Source organism: Enteroscipio rubneri (genome assembly GCF_002899715.1).
Classification (GTDB): Bacteria; Actinomycetota; Coriobacteriia; order Coriobacteriales; family Eggerthellaceae; genus Enteroscipio; species Enteroscipio rubneri.
This window is the reverse complement of the sequence record NZ_PPEK01000001.1, coordinates 32,399-57,722: the sequence shown is the minus strand read 5'-3', so window position 1 is coordinate 57,722 and position 25,324 is coordinate 32,399. Positions and strand designations below refer to the sequence as shown.

Below are 25,324 nucleotides of genomic sequence, written 5' to 3'. Positions count from 1 at the left end.
GCCGACCGGATCGTTTACAACGCCTCTTCGCGAGCATAGGACGCGATTGGGCCGGACGTACAAGCGCGCTCCAGGTGGAGCGGAATCCTCACTCCACCCGCATCATACGATAGCCGATACCGACGTGTGTTTGGATGTAGACGGGATTGGCGGGATCGGGCTCGATCTTCTTGCGGAGCGTCGCCATGAACACGCGCAACGATGAGCGGTCGGACGCAAGCGCGCTGCCCCACACTTCTTTCAGCAGGTAATTGTGCGTGAGTACCTTGCCGGTATTGCGCGCCAGCAGGCAGAGCAGCTTGTATTCCGACGGCGTGAGGTGCACTTCCTCGCCGTCGCGCGTCACGCAGCCTGCTGCGAAGTCAATGCGCAGTGCGCCGTTCTCGTAGACGGCCTCTTCGGCACCGCCCTGCAGCGCGCGCTCACGCTCGAGCCTACGCAGCGCTACGCGCACGCGCGCGAGCAACTCCTCCACGGAAAACGGCTTTACCAGATAGCCGTCGGCACCTGCATCAAGGGCCGCCACCTTGTCGGCGTCTTCCAGTCGCGCAGACAGCACGATCACCGGCAGAGACGACCATCCGCGCAGCGTGCGGATGACGTCCACGCCGTCGCCGTCGGGCAGGCCGAGGTCGAGCACGACCAGATCGGGCGGTTGCGACGACAGCTCGATCAGCGCCTGCGCGGCTGTTTTCGCCTCGCGCACCGCATACCTGTGCAAACCGAGCGTCGTCGCCACAAGGCGACGCACAGCCGCATCGTCCTCCACAACCAGTATTCGATAGCCTTTAGCCACTGGTCTCCTTCGCCAAATCTCCGACCACGTCCTTCACCTCAACGGCGGGAAGCGTGAACCAGAACTCGCTGCCCTGCGGCAACGCGTCCCGCACGCCGATCCTCCCGCCGTGCACCTCCACGATGGAGCGGCACAGCGAAAGGCCAAGGCCCATGCCACGTTTGAAGTCGCCACTCTTCTCGCCGCCTTCACCGGTGGACCCATTGTAGAACATGTCGAACAGATGGCTCTTATCTTCCTCGGAAACGCCGGGACCCTCGTCGGCCACGGCGATGCGCACGAACTCGCGCAACGATCCTTCCCTTCGCGCCGTGACGCGTATGCGTCCTGCCGCCGGCGTGTAGGACACCGCGTTGTTCACGAGGTTGACCACGACCTGCACGATCAGCCGCGCATCCGCATCGATCATGAGCAGCTCGTCCTCCAATTCCACGTCGACCTGACGATCCTCGATGCGGCGATCGGCGTGCTGCAGCGCCTCGTGCACGATGTCGCCCACAAGCTCTGGCTGGAAGGACATGCGCATGGTGCCGTTGTCGATGCGCGTGATGGAAAGCAGGTTTTCAACGAGCGCTATCAGCCAGCGAGCATCGTCGCGGATGTCGCGGTACATGTGCCGCCGCAGGTCGTGATCGAGCACGTCTTCGCTTTCCAGCAGCATCTCAGCATCTCCGGAAATGCTGGTGAGCGGCGTGCGCAGGTCGTGCGATATGCTGCGCAGCAGGTTTGAGCGCAGCGTCTCCTTCTCGACGCGCAGCTCCATGCGGCGGCGTTCCTCAGCAAAGGAGATTTGCTCGACCGCATGACCACATTCGTCCAGAATCATGAGCAGCAGATTCTTTTCGAAGACCCCGAAATCATCCTCGTCTGCGCCATCCATCGCAATGCCCGCCACACCGAACACCACCCCTTTGGATCGGATAGGCAGGTAGAGGCAGCGCGCATCGGCGAGCGTGTCGGTGGTCGCCCCCGCGCGCTCGTTGTTCGACGCCGCCCACGCGGCCACCGCGGCCTCCTCGGGAGAAACGCAGTCCGATGCCGAGGCGTCTCCGGCAGTTCCAGGCTCGTCGTGCACCTCCGGATCGGCAAGGCGCCCGTCGGCGCCCAAACGGTACATGGCCACAGGCCGGTTCAGCAGCTTAATGATCTGCTCGGCGGTCGTACGGAAGCACGCGTCGGCATCCTGCGCCCCCTGCAGCTTGCGGCTGGATTCCAGCAGCACTTCCATGCGATAAGCACGCCGAGCCGTGGCCTCGGCCTGGCGCTTCATGCGCACGGCCAGCGAAGAAGCCACGAGTGTCCCCACCAGCAAAAACCCGAAGATAAACGGGTAGTTGAAGCCGTAGGCGTTGAAGGTGAACCGCGGCACAGTGAAGAAGAAGTTGTACGCGAACGTGCTGGCCAGCGCGACGACAACCGCGTAGAAGAACCCGTCGGCGCGCGTGGCGACGAGCAGGGCGACAATCAGGTACAGCACGAGGATGACCGAACTGGAAAGCCCGAGTTCGTACACGGCCATGCCGACCGCCGTGGCGACAGCCACGGCCGCGAGCGCCCTCCAAACGTCGGCCATCGTGGGATGCAGGCCCTTCGCCTCGCGCAGGCGCCCGTACTGTGCCGGAAGGTCCTTAATGGGGACCACGTCGACCACGGCGCCGTGCACGAGCCGCATGAGCCGATTCGCCAACCCTTCGCGCCCGAGCGCGAGCGTACGCAAACCGGTCGCGTTCCCGACCACGATATGGGTGACGCCGGCCGCCTCGGCGTACTGCGCAATCTGCTGCGCGATGTCATCGCCGAACAGCGTGACCACATGGGCTCCCAGCTCCTCGGCCACGTCGATGTTGGCTTGCAGCTTTTTGCGCTGCTCGGCGTCAAGCCGTTTGCTTTGAGACGACTCCACCACGACAGCCGTGAACTCACCATGGTAGGACTCCGCCATGGTCGCCGCTGCACGGACCGCCTTCACGTTGCCAGCGTCGGGCGTCACGTACACAAGTACGTCCTCGCCGGCTTCCACCCGCTGACCGGTTGCAACGCACTCGGCTTTGCGCGAGAGCCGCTCGGCCATGCGGCGCAGCGCAATCTCGCGCAACGCGGCAAGGTTCGATCGCGAGAAGAAGTTGGCGAGCGCCGTCTGCGCTCGATCGGGCAGATAGACCTTTCCTGACTCGAGCCGTTCGATCAAATCGTCTGGCTCGATGTCCACAAGTTCGACCGACGTCGCCTCGTCGAATACGCGATCGGGGATGCGCTCGCCCACGGTGACATGCGTGATCGCGGCAATCTTGTCGTTGAGGCTCTCGAGGTGTTGCACGTTCACCGTGGTAAACACGTTGATGCCGGCACGCAACAGCTCCTCCACGTCCTGGTAGCGCTTGCGATGGCGACTGCCGGCAGCGTTCGTGTGCGCGAGTTCGTCCACCAGCACGATCTGAGGACGGCGTGCGAGCACGGCGTCGAGATCTAGCTCGTTGAGCGAAATGCCGCGATGGCGCACGGCGAGCGGTGGGATCTGCTCGAGACCCTCCACAAGCGCCATGGTGTCGGCACGCGTGTGCGGCTCGACGTAGCCCACCGCCACATCGAAGCCCTTCTCCTGCACGGCATGGGCTTCTTCGAGCATCGCGTACGTCTTGCCGACCCCCGCGGCATAGCCGAAGAATATCTTGAGCTTGCCGCGCGCATTGCCCTCCGCACCCTCGGCCTCCTCGATCTGCCGGAGGATAGCGTCGGGATCGCGCCGCAGCTCGCAGTTGTACGCAGAGTCGGTCATATCTGTCCCTTCAATACTGCGGCCATCATAGCATGGGAGCTTGCAGGCCGATATCGCATCGCCCGCGGCTGCGGCGCGATCCGCCGGCCGCGGGCACGAGGCACTAGAGAATTCCGTCGAGCATGAGGTTCACCTTGAGGACGTTCACGCGGGCATCGCCGAGAATGCCGAACTGGGGCTGCTCGGTGCACTGCTCGATGATGGCACGGATCTCGGAAGGGGTCTTGCCGGTGTTCTTCGCCAAGCGCTCCACTTGGTATTCGGCGGCAGCCGGGGAGATGTGGGGATCAAAGCCGCTGCCGGAGTTCGTCACGAGGTCACTGGGGATGGGCTCGTCGCCCTTCTCGGGATGGGCGGCACGGATCTCGTCGACGCGGGCCTGCACCGACTGCGCGAAGTCGTCGCTGGCGGGACTCAAATTCGACGGACCGTACCACAGCACGTCCTCGCCCTCGTCGTTCGTGAACGTGCCCGTGCTCGGGCTCATGAGACGGCCCCACATATGGTCGTCGTCGGTGAACTGCTGGGCTACGAGCTCGCTGCCGTATTTCGTGCCGTCAACCTCGATGATCGACGCATTGGCCTGGTAGGGAAAGATCGCTTGCGCGATACCCGTGACGACGACGGTGTACACGGCACCGCAGAGCACCGTGGTCACGAGGAAGAACAGCCCTGCGCTCGCCCACGTCTTCGCTTGCTTCATATGATCTCGCTTCCTTTCTTCGTATGCGACCGCCGACCAGCAGCCTCGCACGTTTTGAGACTTCGATTCGCTGCACGCAGGATGGCACATGCGGCTTATGCCACGCCGAGCGCCGTCAAGCCCATGTCAAGCAGCTTGATGGCGACGAACGGCAACACGATGCCACCCAGACCGTACACGAGCAGGTTGCGCGCGAGCAGGCTCTGCGAGGTGGCCTCGCGGTACTTCACGCCCCGAAGCGCCAGCGGGATGAGAGCCACAATGACCACGGCGTTGTAGACAACCGCCGCCAAGATAGCCGTGGCTGGACTCGTGAGATGCATGATGTTCAGCGCTTCGAGCTGCGGATACAGCGGCACGAACAACGCAGGCACGATGGCGAAGTACTTCGCCAGGTCGTTCGCAATAGAGAACGTAGTCAAACTTCCGCGCGTCATGAGGAGCTGCTTGCCGATGCGCACGATATCGATGAGCTTCGTCGGCGATGAATCGAGATCCACCATGTTGCCGGCCTCCTTGGCCGCCTGCGTGCCGCTGTTCATAGCCACGGCCACGTCGGCCTGCGCAAGCGCCGGCGCGTCATTCGTGCCGTCGCCCGTCATGGCCACCAAATGGCCTTCGGCCTGGTAGCGCCTGATGGCTGCAAGTTTCGACTCGGGGGTGGCCTCGGCCATGAAGTCGTCCACGCCCGCCTCTGCAGCTATGGCCGCCGCAGTCATAGGATTATCACCCGTGATCATGACCGTCTTGATGCCCATGGTGCGCAGGTCGGCGAAATTTTCTCTAATGCCCTGTTTGACGATATCCTTGAGATGCACGATGCCCAAAATACGATGATCGCGAGCAACGATCAGCGGGGTTCCGCCCGCGCGAGAAACCCGCTCGACGACACCGGCGCACTCGTCGCTGTACACACCGCCACACGACTCCACATAGTCTTTGACGGCGTCGGCCGCCCCCTTCCGAATCTCATGGCCTTCGAAATCGACGCCGCTCATGCGCGTCTGCGCCGTAAACGGAATGCTCGCCATGCCGGCGCCCGCAAGCTCACGGGCTCGAATTCCGAAGCGCTCCTTCGCCAGCACCACGATGCTGCGCCCTTCGGGCGTCTCGTCGGTGAGGCTGGCCAACTGGGCCGCGTCGGCCAGCTCACGCTCGCTTGCACCGTCCACCGGGATGAATTCGGCAGCCTGACGGTTTCCCAGCGTGATGGTACCCGTCTTGTCCAGCAAGAGCACGTCCACATCGCCCGCTGCCTCCACGGCACGGCCGCTCATGGCCAGCACATTCGCCCGGTTGAGGCGGCTCATGCCGGCGATGCCGATGGCTGAAAGCAGCGCTCCGATAGTGGTGGGCGCCAGGCACACGAACAGCGCGACGAGCGACGTGAGGGAGGTGGGGTTCGCCACGCCTTCCTGGCTTGCACCGAACCCGCTGAACGCATACAGCGACACCGCCACGATAAGGAACACGATAGTGAGCGCCACGAGCAGGATCTGGAGCGCGATTTCGTTCGGTGTTTTTTTGCGCGCGGCCGATTCCACCATGGCGATCATCTGGTCAAGGAAGCTGTTGCCCCTCTCGGCCGTTACGCGCACGACCAGCCAGTCTGACAGCACCGTCGTGCCGCCCGTGACGGCCGAGCGGTCACCGCCCGCTTCCCGAATGACCGGGGCCGACTCACCCGTGATGGCGCTCTCGTCCACGGAGGCCGCGCCCATCTCGATCTCTCCGTCGGCCGGAATCTGCTCTCCGGCCATCACGAAGAACAGATCCTTCTTTTTAAGGATTGCGGAATCCACCTCTTCCGATTGGATGCGGAAGAACTCCGCCGGGTCGTCCACATGGTGGCCCTTCGCCAGCAGGCCCTCGTTGAGCTTGTGCGCCTCGACATCGCGCTTGGCCTCGCGCAATGCATCGGCTTGAGCCTTGCCGCGGCCTTCGGCGAGCGCCTCCGCGAAGTTCGCGAACAGAACGGTGAGCCACAACACCGCCGAAACGGACAAGATGAACCCCGGAGCCGCGTCGGCGATACCGAACAGCGACAGCAAGAACAGGGCGAGCGTGAGCACGGCCGAAAGATACACCATGAGCATGACCGGGTTCTTCGCCTGCTCGCGGGGGCTGAGCTTTGCGAAGGCGTCGCGCACCGCACGCCGCGCAAGCGCGCCCATCGCGGAATCCTTCATCGCAATCGTCGTCATCGTTTTTCACACCTTTCTACAGCATCATCATGAGGTGCTCGGCCACCGGACCCAGCGCAAGCGCCGGAAACATCGTGAGCGCCCCCACCAGCAGCACCATCAGAATCAGCAGGAACACGAACAGGGCGTTCGAGGTGGACAAGGTACCGGCACCTACCGCCACCTTCTGACGGGTGCACATGCTGCCGGCCAGCACGAGCGCGGCTGCAATGGGAATGAAGCGGTTCGCCAGCATCTCCAGACCCAACACCACATTGATCATCTGCGTGTTCGCGTTGAAACCAGCAAAGGCAGATCCGTTGTTGCCTCCGGCGGACACGGTCGCATAGAGCACCTCGGAGAACCCGTGCGCACCGGAGTTGTTGAGGCTCGCTGCGGTTGCCGGATCGAGCGCGAGAACGGTCGCGCTCACCAGAATGAGCAGCGGCGTGGTGATGCAGAGGATCACCGCCATGCGCATTTCCTTGGGGCCGATCTTCTTGCCCAGGTACTCAGGCGTGCGACCCACCATAAGGCCCGCGATGAACACGGTAAGGATCACGAATCCGAGCATGCCGTACAGGCCGCTGCCCACGCCGCCGAACACTACTTCGCCGAGCGCCATGAGCACCATGGGCACCATGCCGCCAAGAGGAGTGAAACTGTCATGCATGGCGTTGACTGAGCCGTTCGAAGCGGCCGTGGTAAACGCGGCCCACAGCGACGAGTCGGTCACGCCGAAGCGCGTCTCCTTGCCCTCCATGTTGCCGCCGGATTGATCGAGCGTGCCCATGCACACCTGTCCATCAGCCGCAAGCTGCGGCGTTCCCGTCTGCTCGAACGCCGCGATGGCCACGAGCGCAACCAGAAGCAGGATGAACATGGCCGCGAACACGGCCCGCCCCTGCCTCCGATCGGCGACGAAGCGCCCGAAGCTGAATACGCATGCCACTGGAATGAGCAGGAGCGACAGGCACTGAACAAGGTTCGTGAGTGGCGTGGGATTCTCCAGCGCGCTTGCCGAGTTTACGCCGTTGAAGCCGCCGCCGTTCGTGCCCAACTGCTTGATGGCTACCTGGCTGGCCTGCGGGCCCATCGGCACCGTGGCCTGGTCGATCGTCTTCACGGCAGCCGGGTCATCAGCCTCCACGATGTTCCCGTCGGCGTCCACGCCCACCGGCTCGAGCAGCTGCACAGTTTCATACTCGTTGAAGTTTTGCGGCGAACCCTGCTGCACGTCGACGATGGCCACCACGAGCGACAGGGGCAGCAGCACGAACAGCACGGCGCGCGTCACGTCCACGAAAAAGTTGCCCAAGCCCCGGTCTCCCGTACTCACAAGGCCGCGGAACAGGGCAAAGAGAACGGCTAAGCCCACGGCAGGCGTCACGAAGTTCTGCACGGTCAGACCGATAGCCTGCGAGAAGTAACTGAGCGACGCTTCGCCGCTATAGGCCTGCCAGTTCGTGTTGGTAACGAAACTGACAGCCGTGTTGAAGGCGAGATCCCAGCTGAGGCCGGGCAAGCCCTCGGGATTAAGCGGCAGCACACCCTGCAGCATGAGGAGGGCGAACAACCCTACAAGGCAGAGCGCGGAGAACGCGAAGGCGCTCACGAGGTACTTCTTCCAACCCATGCTCTCGTTTTTGTCCACACGGATGACGCGGTAGACGGCGTTTTCCACTGGCACGAGCACGCGCGAAAGCACGGCCACCTTCTCGCCAGCCATCACCCTGTTCATATACGCGGACAGAGGGACGGCGAGTGCCACGAGCAACGCCAGGTAGATGCCGTATTCCAAAAGCTCGTCCATCATCGCTCATCGCCTCCTTTGAGGAGCACGGAGAACAAGTAGAGCGCGACGATCACGCTCAATCCTCCGACGATGCCGGTTACGATTCCCATCGGTTTCCTTTCTTCTCAACGTCGCCTCGGTGCGGGGCGTTCCTTGCGCGGCGGCGCGGCCTCGGCCGTCGTTGCCGTCCGCATCGAACGCCGTGGCGCGATGCGGACACCGCCACGTGCTCAGAATAGGAAGAAGTGCATGAGCGCGACGTTAAGACGGCCGCGCTGGCGTTAAGATGGGATTAAGATAGGATGCTTCCCCGCTTGTCAGGGGTTATGGCAGGGAATGCTCGTTGAACGAAAAGAGCTTTGGCCAGCTATCCACGACCTGGGGGTTGCGCTCGCCCTGGGATTCGCCCGAGGGCGCGCAGAGGGTGAGCGTTGACTCGTGATGACCGCCAGCGGAAGGGGCCTCTTCTACGATGCCGACCCTGCGAACAACGCCGTCCGGCCAAGATGCCCCCTGCCGCCAATCAGTAGGGCTCGTCGAGGTTGGCGTGGGCCTGAGCATCGGCATCGAGGCCGAAGAAGCGGCCTTGGCGATAGCGATCGAGGGCCACAAGCGCAATCATGCCGGCGTTATCGCCACACGCGCTGAAGGGAGGCAGCACAAGCCGCACGCCCATCTGCTCGCAGAGCGCCTGGTACGCGTCGCGCAACGCGGGATTCGCCGCCACGCCGCCGCCTAGGCAGAACGTGGGCGCGCCCGTCTGCTCGAGCGCCATGCGGGCCTTCTTCACCTGCACGTCCACAACAGCCTGCTGGAAGCTTGCACATACGTCCGCCACATCCACCTCGCGGCCGGCGGCACGCTCGTTGTTGAGATAGGTGACCACGGCGGTTTTCAATCCTGAGAGCGAGAAGCGCAGATCGCCCGAGTGCATCATCGCCCGCGGAAACGCGATGGCATCCGGGTCGCCCTCCTTGGCGTGGCGCGAGATGGCCGGACCACCGGGGTAGCCTAACCCCAGCGCCTTCGCCACCTTGTCGAACGCCTCGCCCACCGCATCGTCGATGGTGGCTCCGAGCGTCTCGTAATCGCCCCAGTCCTTCACATGCACGAGCAGGGTGTTGCCCCCCGACACGAGCGACACCACTGCCGGCGGCGCGAAGTCAGGCGCGCCGATCTTGTTGGCGTATAGGTGCCCTTCAAGGTGATGCACGCCGATGAACGGCTTGTCCGCCGCCCACGCAGCGCCCTTGGCAAATGCGACGCCCACCACGAGCGCTCCCACGAGGCCCGGCGCATATGTGACCGCAACGGCGTCGAGGTCTTCCCAAGTCAATTTCGGCACGGCGAGCGTGGTGGCAGCCACGTCAAAGCACTCGTCGCACACGCCGCAGATAGCCTCGATGTGCTTGCGGCTGGCTATCTCGGGCACCACGCCGCCGAAACGCGCGTGAAAATCCACCTGCGAAGCCACCACGTCGGCCAGGAGAGCGCCGTTGCCGTCCACGAGAGCCGCGGCCGTCTCGTCGCAGGACGACTCGATGGCCAGGATGAGCGGACGGCGTATCCCGGATGCCTGCGTTTCGCCGGACGCTTCGCGTGGAGCATCCGCCTGCTTCTCGCGCACCGCCCGGGCATCCTCGCTTGTCTCACCCACTTTGAGCTCCATACCGGCCACGTCGTGCTGCGCGAGCGGAAGCGGGCCTTCCAGGATGAGCGCATCCTCACCATCGGAGTAGTAGTGCGGGCGCGTGCCAAGTACGTGCAAACCGAGAGCCTCGTACAGCGCCTGCGCACCGGTATTGCGCACGCGCACTTCGAGCGAGCACGTCTGCGCGCCCAAATCGCGCGCGTCGGCCGCAACGCGGGCCAGCAGACCGCGCGCGATACCGCGACGACGAGCCGACGGATCGACCCCCACCTTGAGGATCTGCACCTGCCCGTCGACGATCCATCCCCCAGCGTAACCGAGCAGGATCTCATCCGAGCTCCCCGACAGAGGGCTCCCTTCGACGATCTCCTCGTTGCCGGACGCTTCCAGCGGTCGGCACGTCGTTGGAACCCCATAAGCCGCCCACCACGCACGATCTCCGCGCGGCAGCTCGTCGGCCACGAGCGCGGCGCTCCACGCATCGGAACCCATCACGCGTGCTTCGAGAGCAGCCACGTCGGCGACGTGCGCGGCGTCGAGCGGCTTGTACGTAATGCCCTGCGTATCGGGTCGAGCGTTCAGGATGGCCGTATCGTGCATGCTCGCGCGTTGATCCCGGCGTGGTGCTGCATCTTGCACCCCCGCTACGAGATTCTTCGGATCGTTCTTCGCCAGGCGAATGCGCTCGTTCTCCTCCGCGTCCGACAAGCGGGTGTACACGGGTAGCGCAAACGCCGGGTCATGGCGCTGCGCGTCGAGCGGATCGACCTCGCCCACGCGCCAGGCCGCTTGCAACGCCAGAAGCAGCCCGCGTCCCGTCGGCGTCCAAAGCTCGGGATTCAGCGCAGCGCCGCACCCGGCAAACAACTCCCCGTATTTCTTAAGAGCATCGCCGCAAAGAAGCCGCGCGGCATTCTGCTGCCGTGCGTAGCCGTGCAAGGAGTCGCCACCTCTCGCCAGTTCCCGTGCGGCATCCTCGGCCTTTACTACGCGATCGGAATCCAAACGTTCGACGCCCTCCTCGTCGAGCGCGTAGCGCACCGGATACACCTCCTTGCGCATGGCATCCGCCACGACAACGAGCGGGCCGCGCCCGCCGGCGGCCTGCACATTCCACGCCACCGCATCGAGCGACGATACGCCGATGAGCCCCACGCCAAGCGCGGACGCGCTACCCTTCGCCGTAGCCATGGCGATGCGCACACCCGTGAACGATCCCGGTCCGCGACCCACCGCCACACATGCGATATCCTCACGCCTTATCTCGTGCTCTGCGAGCACGGCATCGATGCGCGGGAGCAGCTGCGTGTTGGAGGCGCGTCGCGCCGCGACCTCGGAGGAGGCGACAAGCGCGATCGAGCGGCTTTCGGGGTTCATGATGCCGACGCCGATGGCGATGACTTCGTTGGCGGTATCGAACGCCAACACGTACATTTTGTTCACAGGTTCGTTCCTACTTCTTCATGAGGCGGGATTTTGAGTCCTTCGCCCAGACAAACAGCAGCTGCCGAGAGCGATCACCCAAGGCGTGCGCCTGCACAAGACGGTTTCCATCGACATCGACGCCGATGGAAACCTCAAGGTAGCCGTACGGAAGGGCTTCGGGAAACTTCTCGCCCCACTCGATGAACGTCGCGCCGTCCCCGTCGACCGTCTCGTAAAACCCCGTGTCCTCCAGCTCGTCGGAATGTTCGAGTCGGTACAAATCAAAATGGTACAACGGCAATGCGCCCTCAGGATAGGAGAGCAGGATATTGAACGTAGGACTCGTAACCGAAGCGCTCACGCCGAGACCTGCCGCCACGCCCTGTACGAACTGCGTCTTGCCCGCACCAAGGTCTCCCGACAGCACGACGACGTCTCCTGGCCGCAGGTAAGGAGCAAGTGTAAGCGCAAGCTGCTTGGTCGCCTCGGGCGACGTAGTCTTGCGCAGATATGTCAGTCCTGCTGCCATGACCGTATTCTACGCCATCGTGACCAGGCGAACCAGCCCTCCCAAATATCATCGCATTCGCGACGACGCGAACCTGATGCAGCGGACGACAAACTGGCCAACGAAGCATACAGCAGGCGAAACGCCTTCGGAAGCGACTTCTTACTCCGACCGCTCGGCCTGGGCCCTCTCCGCTGCCTCTACGGTGTGCGCCATGGTCATCGACGTCGTCACCGTGCCGATGCCGCCCGGCACCGGCGTGATGGCCCCGACGAGAGGCTCGACCTTATCGAAGTCGACATCTCCGCACAGCCTTCCATGCGTATCGAAGTTGATGCCTACGTCGAGCACCGTCTGGCCGGGGCTGAAGAATTCAGCGTCGAACGCACGGGCGCGCCCCGTCGCGCAGATGACGATATCGGCTTCGCGGCAGATCTCCTCAAGATGCTCGGTTCTACTATGGCAGATGGTCACGCTCGCGTTGCGACGCAGCAGCATCATGGACACGGGCTTTCCCACCACAAGGCTTCGCCCTACCACCACCACGTGCTTGCCGACGAGCGGCACGCTGTAATGATCGAGGATTTCGATGCAGGCGGCAGCAGTGCAGGGCGGAAACCCCGTGCGCCCGTCGGTGAACACGGAGCCGAGCGAAGCGAGGGTGATGCCGTCGATGTCCTTTTCCGGCACGAGCAGTTCGCAGACGCGAGACTCGCTCACGAACGACGGCAGCGGGCGGAACAGAAGGCAGCCGTGGACGCCGGCGTCGTGGGTGATGTCGTGCATCGCAGCTTCAACGACCGATTGGGGCGTGAATTCGTCGAGCGCGACGGAACGCACGGCGATGCCGAGCGATTCCGCGCGCTTCATAGCAGTGCGCTCGTAGGACAGGTCGTCGGGGCGCTCCCCCATGCGCACGATAGCGAGGGTGGGCACGATATCCGCGGCCTTGAGCCGCTCAACCCTTGGTGCGAGATTGCGCGCCAGACGTTCGACGACCGGCTTTCCAGCAAGCAGTGTGGCCATAGGATACTGGCTCCTTACGCAATCTCGTGCATGACGAAGTCGAACAGGCTGCAACACCGGACCCGCGCGGCTTCTACCAGAGCGAGCGCCTCGTCGCGAAGATTCGCTGCCCGCTCCTCGTCATCCATCGACGCCGCATTGATGAAGATATTGAGGCTGGCCCCTTCGATGGCAGCGCGCGCGAACGTCGCCGCTACGCCGGCATCCGATCGTGCTAGTTTGCTGCCGTTGCGCGCGAGAAAATCGATCTCGTCGACAACAGCCTCGACCGTCCGCATGATGGCGAGAGGCACCTCGCATGCAGCCACGAGCGCTTGCTGCAGCGCAGCGTTTTTGGCGGCCTGCTCCTCCGACGTCTCCTTTGGCATCCGGTAACATGCCGCCAACGGCTCGAACGCGCGGGCGTCCTCGTCGACGTACGCAACCAGGCGGGCGCGCAGCGCATCGAGGCGCACGAGGGAGGAGCGCACCTCGTCTTCCACGTCGGCGTAGCTCTTCTTGCCCACCGTGAGGTTGCCCACCATCGCGGCGAGCGCTGCTGCGAGCGCCCCCGCGTACGCGGACGCCCCGCCGCCGCCCGGTGTTGGCGCGGCGCTGGCAAGTTCGTCGATAAATGAGGTATCGTACATGGCGCCTCCCTTCGCGCAAGCATCGAGTCGATCGGAACTAGAACAATCCCGAAATCTTGCCGTTCTCGTCCACGTCGATCTTGAAGGCGGCGGGTGACTTGCCCAGGCCCGGCATCGTCATGATGGAGCCGGTGAGCGCCACCACGAAGCCGGCACCGGCCGACACCTTCACCTGGCGCACCGTCACGGTGAAGCCGCGCGGCGCGCCGAGCTTGGCCGCATCGTCGCTGAAGGAGTACTGCGTCTTGGCCATGCACACAGGCATGCCGCCGAAGCCGAGCGCCTCCAACTGGGCCAGCTCCTTCTTCGCGGCCGGCTCGAACACGACGCCGTCTGCGTGGTAGATGCGCTTCGCGATGGCCTCGATCTTCTCGGCCAGCGTCAGGTCGTCGCCGTAGGAGAACTCGAACGTCTCGGCGCTGCGGCCCTCGGCATCGCCCTCGGCGCACAGGCGCACCACCTCGGTCGCGAGCGCCTGGCCGCCTTCGCCGCCCTTGGCCCACACCTCGGACAGCGCAACGTTCACGCCCAGCTCGCGGCACTTGGCCTCCACGAGGTCCAGCTCGGCCTTCGTGTCGGTGGGGAACGCGTTGATGGCCACCACGCACGGCAGCTTGTACACCTGCGTGATGTTCTCCACGTGCTGCAGCAGGTTCGGCAGCCCCGCCTCCAGGGCCTCGAGGTTCTCCTCGTTGAGATCCGCCTTCGCGACGCCGCCGTGATTCTTCAAGGCGCGCACCGTGGCAACCACGACCACGGCGTCGGGCTTGAGCCCTGCGAGGCGGCACTTGATGTCCAGGAACTTCTCCGCTCCCAGGTCGGCGCCGAAGCCGGCCTCCGTCACGCAGTAGTCGCCCAGCGCCATGGCCATGCGCGTGGCCATGATGGAGTTGCAGCCGTGCGCGATGTTGGCGAAGGGGCCGCCGTGCACGAACGCCGGCGTGCCCTCGAGCGTCTGCACGAGGTTGGGCTTGAGCGCGTCCTTGAGCAGGGCCGTCATGGCACCTTCTGCGTGCAGGTCGTGCGCCGTGACCGGCTTGTCATCGTAGGTGTAGCCAACCACGATGCGGCCCAGGCGCTCCTTGAGGTCGGTGATGGATGTGGCCAGGCAGAAGATGGCCATGACCTCGGAAGCCACCGTGATGTCGAAGCCGTCCTCGCGCGGCACGCCATGGGCCTTGCCGCCCAGGCCGTCCACGATGTTGCGCAGCTGGCGGTCGTTCATGTCCACCACGCGCTTCCACGTGATCTTGCGCACGTCGATGCCCAGCTCGTTGCCGTTGTGGATGTGCGCGTCAAGCAGGGCCGCCAGCAGGTTGTTGGCCGCGCTGATAGCATGGAAATCGCCCGTGAAGTGCAGGTTGATGTCCTCCATGGGAACGACCTGGGCGTACCCGCCTCCGGCAGCGCCGCCCTTGATGCCGAACACGGGGCCGAGCGACGGCTCACGCAGCGCCACGACCACGTTCTTGCCCTGCTTGGCCAGCGCGTCGGCCAGGCCCACGGTCGTGGTGGTCTTGCCCTCGCCAGCCGGCGTGGGGTTGATAGCCGTGACTAGGATCAGTTTGCCCGGCGTGTGCTCCTCGTCCTTGAGCAGGTTATAGTCCACCTTCGCCTTGTTGGTGCCGTACATCTCCAAGTACGACTCCGGCACACCCGCCTTCTCGGCGATTTCGCTGATGTGCTGCGGAGTGGTAGCTTGGGCAATTTCAATGTCGGTCAACACGTCGGGCCCTCTCTTTCTGGTCGTTTTGCGACTGAGTCTTATCGACGCGACCATTCTACTCGGCGCGCATGAGGGGAATCGGCGCACGAGCGCCAAGGGCAGAAGTTTTCCGCAGAGGGCGCGGGACATCGACAAGCCAGGAGGTCGACCGGGTCGCGGCATCAGCCCTCGCGCGCATCGTAGACAAGCCGCAGGCCCTCGAGCGTCAACTCAGGATTGGTTGCGGTGATCGTCCGCGACAGCGCCGCCACGCGCGAGGCGAGGCCGCCGGTGGCCACGACCGGCGTTTCATACCCCAGCTGATCGAAGATGCGGCGCACGAGCCCATCCACGCGGTCGGCCTCGCCGTATACGATCCCCGATTGCATGGCCTGCTCGGTGTTGTGCCCGATGGCCGTTTTCGGGTCGACGAGGTCGATGGCCCCCAACTTGGTGGCGTGCGAGAACAGCGCCGTGGCCGACGTCTCCACACCCGGCGCGATGATACCGCCGACGAAACGCCCATCTTTGTCGACAACCTCGATGTTGGTAGCCGTGCCGAAATCCACCACGATCACCGGGGCGCCGTACAGCTCCTTGGCGGCCACGGCGTCGGCCACGCGGTCGGCCCCGATCTCGCGCGGGTTGGGGTAATCGGCCTCGAACAGCGCGCCAGCCGTCTCGGCCGTGCACACAAGCGCCTCCTTGCCGAGCAGGTAGTGGACCGCCGCGCTCCACGCCAGCGTGAGCTGGGGCACCACCGATGCAAGCGCCACGCCGCGCAGCCCCTCGACCGGAATGTTCTCGCAATCAAGCAGCTGACGCAGCCGGATACGCAGCTCGTCCGACGTATGGTGCTTGTTCGTGCCGATGCGCCAGCGGTACAGCAGGTCTTCGTTCCGGTAAACCCCCACTACTGTCTGGGTGTTTCCCACATCGATGGCAAGTAACATATTCTTGACAGTCTCCTTTAGGCACGAACCGAGTGCTTATAGTTGCTTTCGTCATTATACCAACCCGCCCCTTATGCATCTGTCAGGCAACGGTCACGGGACTTCATCTGATAGAAAGGCCACATATGAACGACACGCCTCATCGCATCCTCGTCGTCGACGACGAGCCCTCCATAACCGAATTCGTCAGCTACGCGCTCAAAAAAGAGGGCTTCTACACCGACGTGGTGGACAATGGCGAAGACGCGCTTGCGCTTGCCACGAAGAACCCGTACGATCTGTTCGTGCTCGACATCATGCTTCCCGGTATGGACGGCTACGAGCTGTGCCGCCGCCTTCGCTCGAAAACCGCCGTGCCCGTCCTGTTTCTGTCGGCACGCGATACCGAACTCGACAAAGTTGTCGGCCTGGAAATCGGCGGCGACGACTATCTGGCGAAGCCCTTCGGCGTCCGCGAGCTCATTGCGCGTGTGCGGGCACTGCTGCGCCGCGGTTCCGGCGGCGACTTCCCCGGCGCGAATCACGCGGTGACGGCGAGCGGCATCACGTTGGATGAGGACGCGCACACCGCCTCCGGCCAGAACGGAGAGATCGACCTGACGCCGCGCGAGTTCGAGCTGCTCGCCAGCCTCATGAAGAATGCCGGCAAGGTGGTCTCGCGCGAAGATCTGCTGCGCGATGCCTGGGGTTGGGAATACTTGACGGAAACAAAGACCGTCGACACCCACATCAAACGTCTCCGTGATAAGATTGAGTCCGCCGGGTACGATCCCGGCTTGGTGGAGACGGTCCGCGGGTACGGGTACAGGTTCAGACAATAAAGAGACTGCAAACATACTTTTCGCTGCTGGCTACGTTGCTCTCGTTGCTCGCCGGCGCGATTATCGTACTTATCAGCTTCCTCGCCTTCGACCTTACGCCGAAGGCGTTTCTGCTTCTCTTGCCTATCGGCTGTGTCGTATTTCCATTAAGCCTGATCATTGGTCATTTTATATCCGAACCGCTGCATCATCTCGCAAAAAAGGCGGCGGCATACCGCTCCGGGATCGACATGCCGTTTGAGCCTGACGGCCGTCTGCTTGAAGCCGATGAGCTTGCAGCCGATTTCAAGGTGCTCGCCCAGACGGCGAAGATCCAGCAGCACGACCTCGCCCTCAAAGAAAGCCGCCAAGCCGCTTTCATCAGCGATGTGGCGCATGAGCTCCGTACGCCGCTCACAGCGATCCGCGGGAACGCCGAGATGCTGGCCGATCCCGATCTGCCCCCCGAGCTGCACGAAAAGTTCTGCTCCATCATCATCAACGAAAGCGAGCGCTTGAGCAGGCTCACGCATGACCTGCTCGCGCTCCAGCGCATCGAGGACGACACGGCGCCCCTTGAGCTTGCACGGGTGAACTTGCGAGAACTCGCCTCAGGAGTGCTCGACGCGCTCGAGCCCATCCTCCGCGATCGGCAGGCGCACACCGAGATCGTGGGCGAAGCTCCCGACGTGCTGGGCAATCTCGACCGCCTCAAGCAGGCTGTTACAAACCTCGTCGAGAACGCGAGCCGCTTCATCGAGCCGGGCGGCCATATTACCATCGAGTTGTTCGGTTTGCGCGGAAACTCCATCCTCGCCGTGAAGGACGACGGCAGCGGCTTCGGCGATGTCGATCCGCACCTGCTGTTCGATCGCTTTTACCGCACCGACGCCTCGCGCAGTCGCGGCACGGGCGGAACCGGCTTGGGACTGGCCATCGTGAAGTCGGTTGTCGACGCGCACGACGGCACCGTCGAAGCTCTGAACATGCCCGAAGGAGGAGCGTGCTTCATCATCGCCCTGCCCTCCATTCCGCCCGAAGCCGCAGCGTAGGAACGCGCCAGGCGGCGGGCAAGCAACGGCGGCACGCTGCCGAAGCAGGCCAAGCGACGGGTCGTCGCAGATGCGGCACCGCGCAACCATGGGCGTGCGTGCCGGAGTCGCGCGGGACAGGATTTCGGCCTCGTTGCCCGTCGCTCCCACACCCATGGCAAGCCGGCCGCTCGCCTTCCAGGCTCCTCGAACCGCGTTACGATTCCTCGCGCAGCAGATTCTGGACCCGCATGAGAAGCTCTTCGCGCGTTTGCACCTGAAGCTTGCGATAGATGGCCTTCGTGTGGGCCTTCACGGTATTTTCCGACACGTACAGTTTCTCAGCTATGGAAGCAATGGTGCGCCCGCGCGTCAGAAGCACCAGCACCTCGTGCTCGCGCGAGCTCAGACCGAACCTGTCGCGTGCGACATCGCATTGCGTTTTGATGGCATCGAGCAGCGGCTGCGCATTGTCAACCGCGATCGCATCGACGGCGCATGCGGGCAACAGCCCAGAGGAGTCGGGCGCAAGATACTCGAATGAGTATTTCTTCTCGTCATAGGAGTTCACCCGAAAGATACTGTACGACCGATTGTAGAGCAGCGTGCATCCTGCGAAGAATATCACGTAGGTGGCGCCCATTGCCACCAAAGCCGCCGCCTGCTCGCCCAACCACGCGCCGAGCCCTCCCAACAGCGATCCCAGAAGCAGCCCGCCGACGTTGGCCAGCATTGCGCCCGAGAACAACCTGACCGGGTTCGCGTCGGTTGTGGCCACAAGCGGCCCGAGAGCCAAATACACCATAGCCAGAAAAAGATAATAGCCCGCATACAGAAAGCTGGGCACGATAAACGATGGCGAGACGTTCCCCATCAGATGCAGCACCATGGCAGCGCTCAGCAGAAATAGCACGGCGCTTGGCACCAGCAACACGCCCCGGCGCTCGGCAGCGTACTCGGCCAGCGCAACCGCGACCATCGCCACGATAACGACAGCCAGCACGCACGACCACGCCGCGGCATCGGCAAGAACCGCCTGCATGTCTTCGCTGCCGCGCAGACAGTTGTACGGGATGGAGAACACCGCGATGCACACGAAGAACAACGCCGGCGACTTCTCCATCGGCAGCTTCTCTTTGGCGCCCCACGCACTCGATGAATCGGCGAGCAACGTGCGGGAGCGCGCCAGACACGCGAGCGAGCCAATTGGCAGCGCAACGAATACGACCATGGCCAAGGCCAGCGGCAGATGGGTCTCGACGAAGTACGTCACCACCGAGCACACGATGGCCACGAGCGTGACGAGCAGCTGCTCGCCCTTGGGATTGAGGTACTTGTACATCTCGCCCCATGCGACGATGAGTGGAGTCGTGCCGAAAGCTATGAACACGCTTCCTGCGAATATGAGCGGACTCGATGCTCCCAGCAAACCGCCCGCCGCGAAGCACGCCGCACCCGCCCCCAGGCACGCCGCCGCAAACGGCACGGTGCGCCGGTCATCCAGCAGCGAGGATATGCGCCGCGATACGACGAACAATGCTAGGAACACGGCGAACGTGCATACCGAGTTGGCCACCCAAGCAACGCTCGACCCTGCATCGCCGCCTGCGCGCACCACCGTGCCGAAGAACGTGATGGAGTGCAGCGACGCCCACTGCAACGCCATGCCGGCAAGGGCAAGCAAGATGCCTGCAGCACGCTGCGTGCTGTAGATGGTCGCAGCACCGCCGGTGCGCGGGGCGGTATCCGACAGGCAGCGCATGTCGGATACCTCGGTGGATCCCTTCGCCATACTGATCACATCCCCTCGTTCCGCGTACGCGGCGAACATGCTCGACCGATCGCGCGCCTGCGCACCCCCTCCGCGGCTTCAGCGCCGCGCCCGCAGCGGCCTCTGCCACCGTCCACACGGATCCAGATCGGCCATGCTCGACGATACCACCCTCTGCTCGGTCTCCACCTTACCCGTTACGGGTAATTGCTCACGCCTGCATGGACGATTCTACCTCGAACGGGTACTTGCACACGCCACTGCCCGCTGGGAGAATCGCTTGCCGGGCCGACGGGCGAGCACCTGGGCGGCCTCATCGCGACATTCGGAAGAAAGGGAGAGGGAAATGGAACTGACCAGAAGGAGCTTCCTGGGCATCGCGGGCATGGCGGGCGTCGCGGCGGCGGGAGCGGGACTCGCGGGATGCGCGCCTGCTTCGACGGGCACATCGGCGCAGGACGCCTCGAACGACGGCGACGGCGCCAAAGGCGGCGTCACGCGTCAGGCCGTGGCCACCTACACCTGCGACGTCTGCATCTGCGGCGCGGGCAACTCGGGCCTTTCGGCCGCCGTCGAAGCCGCCCAGCAAGGGCTCGGCGTCGTCGTGTTGGAGAAGCACGGCGGCACGGGCGGAGGCGGTATCGGCACCGAGGGCGTGTTCGCCGTCAATTCGAAAATGCAGCAGGATGCAGGCATCGCGATCGAGCCGGCCGAAGTCATCGCCACGGAGATGAGCTACTCCCACAACCGCGCGAACGGCCTCAAGTGGCTTGATCTGATCGAAGCCTCAGGCGAGAACATCAGCTGGCTGCAGGACTGCGGCGTGAACTTCACCGGCGTGGTGGACGACTATCACGGCGGCCTGTTCGAAACGTTCCACTGGTTCGGCGAGAACCGCGCGCACGACGACTTCTCGCCCGCCATGACCGCCACGGCGCAAGAGCTGGGCGTGCAATTCCTCCTGAATTGTCCGGCCACCGACCTCGTCCTTGGCGAGGACGGCGCCGTCGCTGGCGTGTACGCGCAGAAGCTTAACGGCGACTATGTGCAGGTGAACGCAAAAGCAGTGGTGCTGGCAACCGGCGGTTTCGCCAACAATGACGAATACCTGCAGGAAGGCGGCTTCTCCGACACCACCAACGTGAAGCGCTTTTTGTATGGCTACGATGGCGACGGTGTGCGCATGGCCATCGAGGCCGGCGGCGCAAGCAACATCCCGCGCATGTCGGGCCTCATGCAGCTCACCGTGTCGGGCGCTCCGGGCGGCGAATACGGCACGTACGGGCGCGGGGACGGGCTCGTGGTGGCCGGCCACAACGCGTGCTCCCTGTGGATCAACGAGGACGGCGAGCGCTTCTGCGCCGAATCGGCGGGCGTGGAGAACTGGATGAGCGACATGATCCCCTCGCTCATGCACCAGAAGCTCTTCTCGATCTACGACGCCAAGATCTTCAAGGACGCCTACGACGGCATGATAGCCCCGCGCCTCGATTGGGCGGCCACCCAAGAAGAGCTTAAGCAGCGCATCGAGGAAAACCCGCATGACGACTTCTTCAGCGCCGACACACTTGAGGAGCTGGCGCAGAAGGCCAGCAGCGCCCTCGATCTCGACTACGACACGGTCATAGCGTCTATCACCACCTACAATGAGATGTGCGATGCGAAGCGCGACGCGTACTTCGGCAAGCCCGCCGAGTACCTGCAGAAGCTTGAGAACCCGCCGTTCTACTTCTGCTACATGCCCCAATCCTGCATGGTGACATTCGGCGGCATTCGCACAAACCGCAAGATGGAGGTCGTGGACAAGAACGGGCAGCCCGTGCCCGGCCTGTACTCCGCCGGCGTGGACTCGGCGGATCTGTGGCCCAACATCTACACCATCAACGTGCCGGGCGGCACAAACGCTAACAACATCAACTCAGGTCGCTTCGCGAGCAAATCCGCCGCCGAGTATATCGGATCGAGCAAGGCGGGATCGGTTTCGTCCGAAGGCGACACGAGCGAATCGGTGCCCGATGTCTCATGGAGCATGCCCGAGGGCGCGCTCAAGGACGGCGTCTATACCGATACCCAGTTCGGTATGTTCAGCGACATCACGGTGACTGTAACCGTCGAAGGCGGCAAGATAGCCGAGATCAGCCAGGAGAACGAACTGGAAACCACCTATGTGGGTCAGGCCGCCATGGAAAATACGCTCATCCCGGCGGTCATCGAACAGCAAACTCCGGCCGTCGACACGGTGTCGGGCGCCACGCGCACCTCCGACGCCTTCCGCACCGCCGTGCAGACGTGCTGCGAGCAAGCTGTCTCGTAAACACACGGATCGCGCAGCACGAACGGCCAGCGCAAACCGAGTTCCCCCAAGCGCTTCCCGAAGGCCGCATCCTTCGGGAAGCGCTTCTTTGCATGCAAGCGGATCGCGAAGCGGCTGTCGCGCCGCTCTCCCAGCCGAGCGCGCGGAAATGTGCGGCTTCTTCGACGACTGTGACAGCTTGCGAAAGGCCCGCGAACATGCGGCGCGATCTCCGCAGTATCTCGCAGGATCAAATCGGCGCCTTTCCGCAACCGCTTCGGCAGCAGCCGCTTGACAGGAGCGGTAGACTGGCACGATGGCATGTGCGCTACCCCCGAAATCCGCACCTGCGGCACGCTGCACTAAACCGCCCGCGTTCCCCGCGCGCTGACCCGTGAGCCGCCGAAGCCCCCGCGGCCCGACCGAGAAGGGCAGCGACGAGCAGCAAGCATGCCAGCCGCCTGAAATCCGCGATCCGCATGCCGCCGCGCAAACGAAGGAACGACCATGATCATCGGCATCACTACAACCTATGAAGAGGACCACGGCTACGAGCGAGCGAATGTGGAATACCTCGAGCGCATAGCGCAGGCCGGCGGCACACCCGTGTTGCTGCCTCCCGCGCCCGGCGGCGACGAGGCCGCCATCGCCGCAGCCCGCGAGGTGGCGACGCGCATCGATGGATTGGTGCTCTCCGGAGGAGGCGACATCGACCCCGCGCTCTACGAGGAAGCACGCCTGCCCGAAACCGTCAACGTCGTGCATACGCGCGATATTTACGAGATGGCGCTGGCGCGATACGCGCACGAGCTCGACCTGCCCGTCCTTGGCATCTGCCGCGGTATGCAGGTGATGAACGTCGCTTTGGGGGGTACCCTCTATCAGGATATGAACGCCTGCGGCCTCACTGCGGTCGACCACCAGCAGCAACCCCCGTACGATGCGACCGAGCAACGCGCAGACGTCGCCTCCGGCAGCCTTCTGGCGCGGCTTTTATGCGGACGTCCCGAAACGGGCATGGCTCCCGGCTGCCAGGCTGGCTGGCCTGCGGATCTCGAAACGGGAAGAGCGGGCACAGGCCCCTGCACGATTCGGATCAACACGATGCACCACCAGGCCCTCGCCTCCCTCGCACCCGTGCTGCGCGTGTCCGCCGTCAGCGACGACGGCATCGTGGAAGCCGTGGAGGATCCGACGCGGAGCTTTTTCTTGGGCGTGCAGTGGCATCCCGAGTACCTTCGAAGGGACGCGCCTCTGTTCGAAGCGCTCGTGGCCGCCGCGCGCTCCTGAAAGCGAGACCGCCCGTGGAGCATTCGCGTAGGATCGAGCACTGCGCCACGCGCTGACACGCAGGTGCTATAATCCTTTTAGTTTGATTATCAAAGTATTAGGATCGCAGCGCGCTGCGGCGCGACGATCGAGGATGGAGCGATATGGGTAGCACGATCATCGGCTGCGGAAAGTCCCTCCCGGCACTGGAGGTTGAGAACGACGAGTTGCAGGCGCTCGTCGACACGAACGACGAGTGGATCGCCACGCGCACCGGCATCAGAAGCCGCCATATCGCCCTGACGGAGAGCAACGCCGACCTCGGCGAGGCGGCCGCGCGGCGCGCCCTCGGCTGGGAGCCGAGCGGCTGGACGCAGCGAGCGATCGAAGCTGACGAGATCGATCTGCTCATCTGCGCAACCGTCACCTCCGACGTCGTGGTGCCCTCGGCAGCCGGTATGTTGAAGCGGCGGCTCGGGCTTGGGAACGCCATCGCGTTCGATGTGAACGCCGCCTGCTCCGGCTTCGTGTACGGCATGACGGTCGCCGAGACCATGATGGCCGCCAGCGCAGCAGGAACGGTCGGAGCAGTAGGTCGCAACCCCGTGCGCCGCGCGCTCGTCGTAGGCGTCGAGCGCCTCACGCGCCTTACGAACTGGTTCGATCGCAACACCTGCGTGCTGTTCGGAGACGGCGCGGGCGCGGTCGTCCTCGAATGGGACGAGGAGCGCGCGGGTATCATCGGCAGCTATCTGGTGAACGAGGACGACGTGACGAACGCCCTGACGTGCCCCTCCGCGTTCGACGCCCCGCAGCCGTTCGATCGGTCCGGCGTTTCGCTTGCCGAGCCGATTCCCGTCGATCGAGCCCAGGATCGTATCGATGAGGAACTTGCCACACTCGAATCCGTGCAGGCCGGAGAACCGCGCCAGGTTTTGCGCATGGACGGTCCGCGCGTGTTCAAGTTCGCGACGGCCGCTATGACCGAGGCCGTCCACCGCGTGCTCGATCGCTCGAACCTTACGCTCGACGACGTGAAGTGCATCGTGCCGCACCAGGCCAACGAGCGCATCATCAAGTACGCGGCCAAAAAACTCAACCGACCGCTCGACTTCTTCCAGGTGTCTATCGGCGATACCGGCAATTCGTCGGCCGCAAGCGTGCCGATGGCGCTTGCCGACGCCTATGCATCGGGTCGTATCAAGCAGGGCGACAAGGTGATCCTCACCGCCTTCGGAGGCGGGTTCACTTCAGGCGCCGTTCTGTTCGAAGCGTAAGACCCGAGGCTGCAAAGCGACGGGGCTGCGCGAGGCTTTACCTCCTCGGCACCGCACGCGCAACGGCACGCGCGCATACGACAGCCGCGACAGCCTTCAGCACATCGGGAATAGCGAAGGGGACCACGGTTACGGCGATGGATGCTGCGAGATCCACCCCGACCACCGCGGCATACTGAATGCATCCGCACACATACGAGACGGCGATGAATGTGAGGCAGGCGAGAAAATCGACTGCGAACGCGCGGGCGTTCGTCCTGCCTTCCCCCATCGCATGCCCAAGCCCTTTTCGAACGAGAAGCGCCGCGCCCACGCCCAGCAGATACCCCCACAAATACCCGCCCGTTGGACCGAGGAGCATGCCGATACCCCCGCGCATCCCCGAAAACAGAGGCAGCCCGATGGCGCCAAGCACAAGATAGCCTGTGATTGCGGCCATACATTCGCGCGGCTTGAGCACGAGAATGGCGAACGACACGGCGAACATCTGCAGCGTCAGTAGAATAGGCCCGAATGGGATAGCCACCCAGGCGGACACGCCCATGAGCGCTATCGACAACCCTACAAACGCGATCGGTCGCGCTCTTGAAGCGCTTCCCGCTTTCGTGCTCGCATCTTCCATACCGCGCTCCTTCTTCCTCATGTCGATGATCAACGAACGTCCGATGTCGGCAAATCTTCCGAAATCGCGTCGTTCTTGTCATTTTCAAACGAAGCCTTGAACTGGATATAT

Annotated in this window: 18 protein-coding genes; 5 read left to right on the top strand and 13 right to left on the bottom strand. The window is 63.8% G+C overall.

Annotated elements, in window-relative coordinates; all coding sequences use genetic code 11:
- Positions 1 to 88: 88 nt before the first annotated feature.
- From C2L71_RS00205 to C2L71_RS00155, 11 genes are all read right to left on the bottom strand, one after another.
- Positions 89 to 796: a response regulator gene (locus tag C2L71_RS00205; protein WP_103263782.1), complete on the bottom strand. Its 708-nt coding sequence runs from the start codon at positions 794 to 796 to the stop codon at positions 89 to 91.
- Positions 789 to 3,572, bottom strand: a complete 2,784-nt coding sequence (locus C2L71_RS00200) for a sensor histidine kinase (protein WP_103263781.1) — start codon at positions 3,570 to 3,572, stop codon at positions 789 to 791. Before C2L71_RS00200 ends, C2L71_RS00205 begins: the two co-directional genes overlap by 8 nt.
- A gap of 103 nt (positions 3,573 to 3,675) precedes the next feature.
- Positions 3,676 to 4,275, bottom strand: a complete 600-nt coding sequence (locus tag C2L71_RS00195; RefSeq protein ID WP_103263780.1) for a potassium-transporting ATPase subunit C — start codon at positions 4,273 to 4,275, stop codon at positions 3,676 to 3,678.
- Between the two features lie 95 nt (positions 4,276 to 4,370).
- The gene (kdpB, locus tag C2L71_RS00190) at positions 4,371 to 6,479 is read right to left on the bottom strand and encodes a potassium-transporting ATPase subunit KdpB (protein WP_103263779.1); all 2,109 of its coding nucleotides are present in this window, start codon (positions 6,477 to 6,479) and stop codon (positions 4,371 to 4,373) included.
- Positions 6,480 to 6,495: 16 nt separating this feature from the next.
- Positions 6,496 to 8,274 carry a potassium-transporting ATPase subunit KdpA gene (gene kdpA, locus C2L71_RS00185; protein WP_103263778.1) on the bottom strand — a complete coding sequence of 593 codons (1,779 nt, stop codon included), beginning with the start codon at positions 8,272 to 8,274 and terminating at the stop codon, positions 6,496 to 6,498.
- 502 nt (positions 8,275 to 8,776) lie between these two features.
- Complete coding sequence (gene tsaD, locus C2L71_RS00180; RefSeq protein ID WP_103263777.1) at positions 8,777 to 11,338, bottom strand: tRNA (adenosine(37)-N6)-threonylcarbamoyltransferase complex transferase subunit TsaD; 2,562 nt, start codon at positions 11,336 to 11,338, stop codon at positions 8,777 to 8,779.
- 19 nt (positions 11,339 to 11,357) lie between these two features.
- Positions 11,358 to 11,858 carry a tRNA (adenosine(37)-N6)-threonylcarbamoyltransferase complex ATPase subunit type 1 TsaE gene (tsaE, locus tag C2L71_RS00175; RefSeq protein WP_239926171.1) on the bottom strand — a complete coding sequence of 167 codons (501 nt, stop codon included), beginning with the start codon at positions 11,856 to 11,858 and terminating at the stop codon, positions 11,358 to 11,360.
- Positions 11,859 to 11,999: 141 nt separating this feature from the next.
- A complete protein-coding gene (locus C2L71_RS00170; RefSeq protein ID WP_103263776.1) occupies positions 12,000 to 12,863 on the bottom strand; it encodes a bifunctional 5,10-methylenetetrahydrofolate dehydrogenase/5,10-methenyltetrahydrofolate cyclohydrolase in 864 nt (287 codons plus the stop codon).
- A gap of 14 nt (positions 12,864 to 12,877) precedes the next feature.
- A complete protein-coding gene (locus tag C2L71_RS00165; RefSeq protein ID WP_103263775.1) occupies positions 12,878 to 13,492 on the bottom strand; it encodes a cyclodeaminase/cyclohydrolase family protein in 615 nt (204 codons plus the stop codon).
- 37 nt (positions 13,493 to 13,529) lie between these two features.
- Complete coding sequence (locus C2L71_RS00160; RefSeq protein ID WP_103263774.1) at positions 13,530 to 15,218, bottom strand: formate--tetrahydrofolate ligase; 1,689 nt, start codon at positions 15,216 to 15,218, stop codon at positions 13,530 to 13,532.
- Between the two features lie 161 nt (positions 15,219 to 15,379).
- Entirely contained in the window at positions 15,380 to 16,150 is a 771-nt protein-coding gene (locus tag C2L71_RS00155) for a type III pantothenate kinase (protein WP_103263773.1), read from the bottom strand.
- 125 nt (positions 16,151 to 16,275) lie between these two features.
- On the opposite strand from C2L71_RS00155, the gene C2L71_RS00150 reads away from it, so the two are divergent.
- Positions 16,276 to 16,971, top strand: coding sequence for a response regulator transcription factor (locus C2L71_RS00150; protein ID WP_103263772.1), 696 nt, complete (start codon positions 16,276 to 16,278; stop codon positions 16,969 to 16,971).
- A gap of 230 nt (positions 16,972 to 17,201) precedes the next feature.
- A complete protein-coding gene (locus C2L71_RS00145; protein ID WP_239926169.1) occupies positions 17,202 to 18,002 on the top strand; it encodes a sensor histidine kinase in 801 nt (266 codons plus the stop codon).
- A gap of 196 nt (positions 18,003 to 18,198) precedes the next feature.
- Here the strand turns inward: C2L71_RS00145 and C2L71_RS00140 are convergent, their stop codons facing one another.
- Positions 18,199 to 19,773, bottom strand: a complete 1,575-nt coding sequence (locus C2L71_RS00140) for a response regulator transcription factor (protein WP_157938903.1) — start codon at positions 19,771 to 19,773, stop codon at positions 18,199 to 18,201.
- Positions 19,774 to 20,098: 325 nt separating this feature from the next.
- Between C2L71_RS00140 and C2L71_RS00135 the strand changes: the two genes are divergently transcribed.
- The 3 genes from C2L71_RS00135 to C2L71_RS00125 all read left to right on the top strand — a co-directional run bounded on the left by C2L71_RS00135 (position 20,099) and on the right by C2L71_RS00125 (position 24,591).
- Complete coding sequence (locus C2L71_RS00135; RefSeq protein ID WP_170042396.1) at positions 20,099 to 22,066, top strand: FAD-dependent oxidoreductase; 1,968 nt, start codon at positions 20,099 to 20,101, stop codon at positions 22,064 to 22,066.
- A gap of 486 nt (positions 22,067 to 22,552) precedes the next feature.
- Positions 22,553 to 23,335, top strand: a complete 783-nt coding sequence (locus C2L71_RS00130) for a gamma-glutamyl-gamma-aminobutyrate hydrolase family protein (protein ID WP_103263770.1) — start codon at positions 22,553 to 22,555, stop codon at positions 23,333 to 23,335.
- A gap of 143 nt (positions 23,336 to 23,478) precedes the next feature.
- Positions 23,479 to 24,591 (top strand): 3-oxoacyl-ACP synthase III family protein, encoded by a 1,113-nt coding sequence (locus C2L71_RS00125; RefSeq protein WP_103263769.1) that lies wholly within the window; start codon positions 23,479 to 23,481, stop codon positions 24,589 to 24,591.
- Positions 24,592 to 24,628: 37 nt separating this feature from the next.
- Here C2L71_RS00125 and C2L71_RS00120 read toward each other — a convergent pair whose 3' ends face one another.
- A complete protein-coding gene (locus C2L71_RS00120; protein ID WP_103263768.1) occupies positions 24,629 to 25,213 on the bottom strand; it encodes a biotin transporter BioY in 585 nt (194 codons plus the stop codon).
- Between the last annotated feature and the right edge of the window lie 111 nt (positions 25,214 to 25,324).